This is a genomic window from Vicinamibacteria bacterium, assembly GCA_035620555.1.
GTDB lineage: Bacteria > Acidobacteriota > Vicinamibacteria > Marinacidobacterales > SMYC01 > DASPGQ01.
The window spans coordinates 1-3,384 of the sequence record DASPGQ010000724.1; the positions used below are offsets into that span (position 1 = coordinate 1).

Genomic DNA, 3,384 nt, shown 5'->3' on the forward strand with positions numbered 1-3,384 from the left:
CCGCAATTGGAGGAGAACGCGTTTTGCGAGCTGGTGCGCGGACTGGGAGGGGAGGCGGGAGCAAGCGCTCGAGGCGCGCTTGGCGATCTCCCTAGACATGTCGTTCCGCCCGCAGGCGGCAGTTGATTCCTGGGCGTAGACGCCGTTAATGTCGTGCTCTTGACAGGAGGTTTCGGACGTTGAGAACACTTCGAATCATGGCCGCGTCGCTCGCAGGGGTAGCCGTCTGTCTCGGTGCCGCGTTCGCTCAGGAGGACAAAAGCGTTAGCAACGCTGACATCGCCGTGCGTGGCCTGACGGTCGATGACTTCCCCCGTTGGAAAGAGTTGGCGCCGAACGTCTATGCCTACGAAGACTTGCACGCCCCGATCCAGGGTGAGGTGATCAATACCGTGAGCCTCATCGTGATCACGGACGACGGCATCCTCGTCGCCGACGGTCAGGGCGACGTGGCGCAGTCTCAGGCGATGGTGGATACGATCGGGAAGCTGAGCTCCGAGCCCGTGAAGTACATGGTGGTTTTGTCCGATCACGGGGATCACACGGGGGGCAACGCCGCGTTCCGGGCCGCCTTTCCGAACATAGTCTTCATCTCTTCGCCCGCCTCCCAAAAGGCCCTTGCGGGCGATGCGAACCCGCCGACCGAGACCGTGTCCGACGAGCGGACGATCACGATGGGAGACACCGAGATCCAGATCCTGAATCTCGGACGCGCCCACACGGGCGGCGATCTAGTGGTCTATCTCCCAGAGAGCCGGGTTCTGTTCATGAGCGAGATCTATCTGCGGGGGGTGTTCCCGGCGATGCGGTCTGCCTACCCGAGCGAATGGGTCCGGACGATCGAAAAGGCGCAGGCGCTCGATGTGTCGATCTACGTTCCCGGACACGGCTTCATCGACGAGCCCGCGACCATGAAGAGCGACCTCGAGGCGTCGCGAAAGGCGCTCGCCGCGGTCATCGCCGAAGCGAAACGGCTGTACGAGGCCGGTCTTCCGTGCTCGCCGGCAGTGCGTGGTCAGTCGACGCCTTGCGCGGCCGCGGAGAAGGCGGATTGGGGAACCTACGCCGATTGGGCCCTGGCCGGCTCCCAAGCGCGAACAGCCATCCTGAAGGTCTATCAGGAGCTCGAGGGGAAACTGCCGGAGTAGTAAGTCGTGACGCAGCCTTCTAGCATCGCGCGCCTCGATCCCCGTTGAGGTCAGTTGTCGTGTGGAGCGAGCTGTTCCAGCTCGCTGAACCAGTTCTGGACGAGGACGATCTCCCGGGTGCCTTGCTCGGCGGCGCGCTTGACCATCAGGAATCGCTTCCCGTCGGGAAGGATGTCGTAGGAGATTCCAGAGATGCTGCTGCTCTCATATTCCTCGATGACGCCCGTGGGACCGGGTGCGCGAAGGTCGAAAAGAGGTACCGCGGCGCCGAGCACGAGTCCGTCTCCGCCGGACGTCGCCGTGACGGATACGGCGAACAATTTTCCAGCTCCCCGGAAATAGATCTCTCGTCCATCGGGGCTCCAGACCGGACCGGACCCGCCGTCGGTCGAGACCGCGAATCGCTCACCCGACGGATAACGCCGAATGTAGACCTCGTCGCGACCGGACTCGGTCGACGCGTAAGCCAGCCATCGACCGTCGGGGGAGAACGCGGAACCGTATTCGCCGCCGGCACTATCGAGGAATGGTTGGGTGGTCGGTGATTCCCCGAACGTCGTCACCCAAACGTCGTATTGACGGCCTTTCTGAACGGTGTACGCGAGACGCGCGCCGTCGGGCGACCACGAGAAGTCGCGAAGGCCCACGTCTTCCCGTTCGGGCACCAGAAGCTGAGCTTCCCTCGGAGAGTTTAGTTTCCTCGAAACGATCCCGCCGTTTACCCCGTGCTCCCCGATGGTCAATGAGCGGCCGTCGGGGTTCCACGCGAGAAAGCGAACGCGTCCCTCGGACGGAAGCTTCGTGGTGCCCCCACGCTCGAGATCGTAAATCCGAACCTCGCTGTCCATGCCACGGGCTTCGATGAAGGCGACGCTACGGCCGTTCGGGGCCGCGCGCGGCGTCTCCACATAGCCTGGAGGAAGGCCCAATGGCTCGAACGCGCCGTCCCGACCGACCAGCCCGAGCGTCCCGAGGTGAGAGGCGGGCGGCAAGTAAACGAGTGTCCCGGTCTCGGACACCGCGAGCTGCGCCAGGGGTATCGATGAGAGGGATGCGCTATCGAATCGCACGGCGTCGACGAGAGGAACGGAGGGGCCGGCCACCTTCAGGTCGTCGACGTCGAACGGCGCGACCAGAATCGATTCTCCACGCTGGAAAAGCAGGTGACGGCTCGCCAGCACTTTCGGCGCGTAACCATTCTCGATAACGACCCGACGCTCACCCGAGTCGCGCATCACGGCTTCGATGTGCGGCCCCGCCGAGTCGAAGACGGTAAAGAGCACGGCGCGGTTTCCCGGCACCAGGGCTGGGAACCGATGAGAGGACTCGCCCGCGGACTCATCGAGTGCGGTGAGAACGCTCGTGTCGCCACCCTCGGCGGAAACGCTCGCGAGGGCCGAGGAATTCGTGGCGAAAACGATCGTGCCGTCCTGCGTCCAGACGCCGGAGCCCCATCGGCTGCCTTCCAGCTCTTCCACAAGGGTGATGGGGTTTCCGCCCGCGAGCGATACCTTCGCGAGCTCACCCTTCCCGGTGAAGAATGCGATCCACTTCCCGTCGGGCGAGAAGAAGGGCTGGGTCGCCCCCGACGTCCCCGGGAGATCGCGCACATCGAGTGTAGTTAGTGAACGGAGCTGCAGTTGGAGCTGCGCATCCCGTTCACCCGGCGGCAGATCCGGATTCACTCCCGTGTACGCGATCTCCATCCCATCCGAGGAGATGGCCAGGATTCGACAGGGAAAGCACATGCGGTCGGGGACGGGTCGGGTCCTTGGCACCATGACCGATGAACGTGTCGTCGGTCCGGTCGGGGCCGTAGGCGCACGAGCTCCCCACGTCAGCGTCAAAGCGGCGATGAGCGCTCCGGCGATCGCGGCGATAGCCATGGCGGCGATAGCGCGGGCGCCCCGCGTAGCGTTGGGACCGACGTGCTCGACGGCGGACGTCCCGAAGGCACCCGAGATCGCGAGCCGCACATCCGCCATGTCCCGCACGCGCAGGTTCGCATCTTTCGTCAGACAGAGGCGCAGCACCTGACGAAGAGCGGGCGGTGTCTCCTGCGGCAAGTCCTCCCATACCGGCTCCTTCGCCAATACCGACGCGAGGGTGTCGGACACGTCCTCGCCTTGGAAAGCCCGATGCCCCGTGAGCATTTCGAAAACGACGGCGCCGAACGCCCATACGTCGGCGCGGCGATCGACGCGCTTACCCTTCGCTTGTTCCGGGCTCATGTAGG

The 3,384-nt window shown here is 64.4% G+C and carries 2 protein-coding genes; one reads left to right on the top strand and one right to left on the bottom strand.

Features of this window, described 5'->3' with window-relative positions:
* Window positions 1–179: 179 nt before the first annotated feature.
* The gene (locus VEK15_29195; GenBank protein HXV64810.1) at window positions 180–1,148 is read left to right on the top strand and encodes an MBL fold metallo-hydrolase; all 969 of its coding nucleotides are present in this window, start codon (window positions 180–182) and stop codon (window positions 1,146–1,148) included.
* A gap of 50 nt (window positions 1,149–1,198) precedes the next feature.
* Here VEK15_29195 and VEK15_29200 read toward each other — a convergent pair.
* Window positions 1,199–3,384: protein kinase (locus VEK15_29200; GenBank protein ID HXV64811.1), on the bottom strand; the 2,186-nt coding region annotated here is incomplete at its 5' end.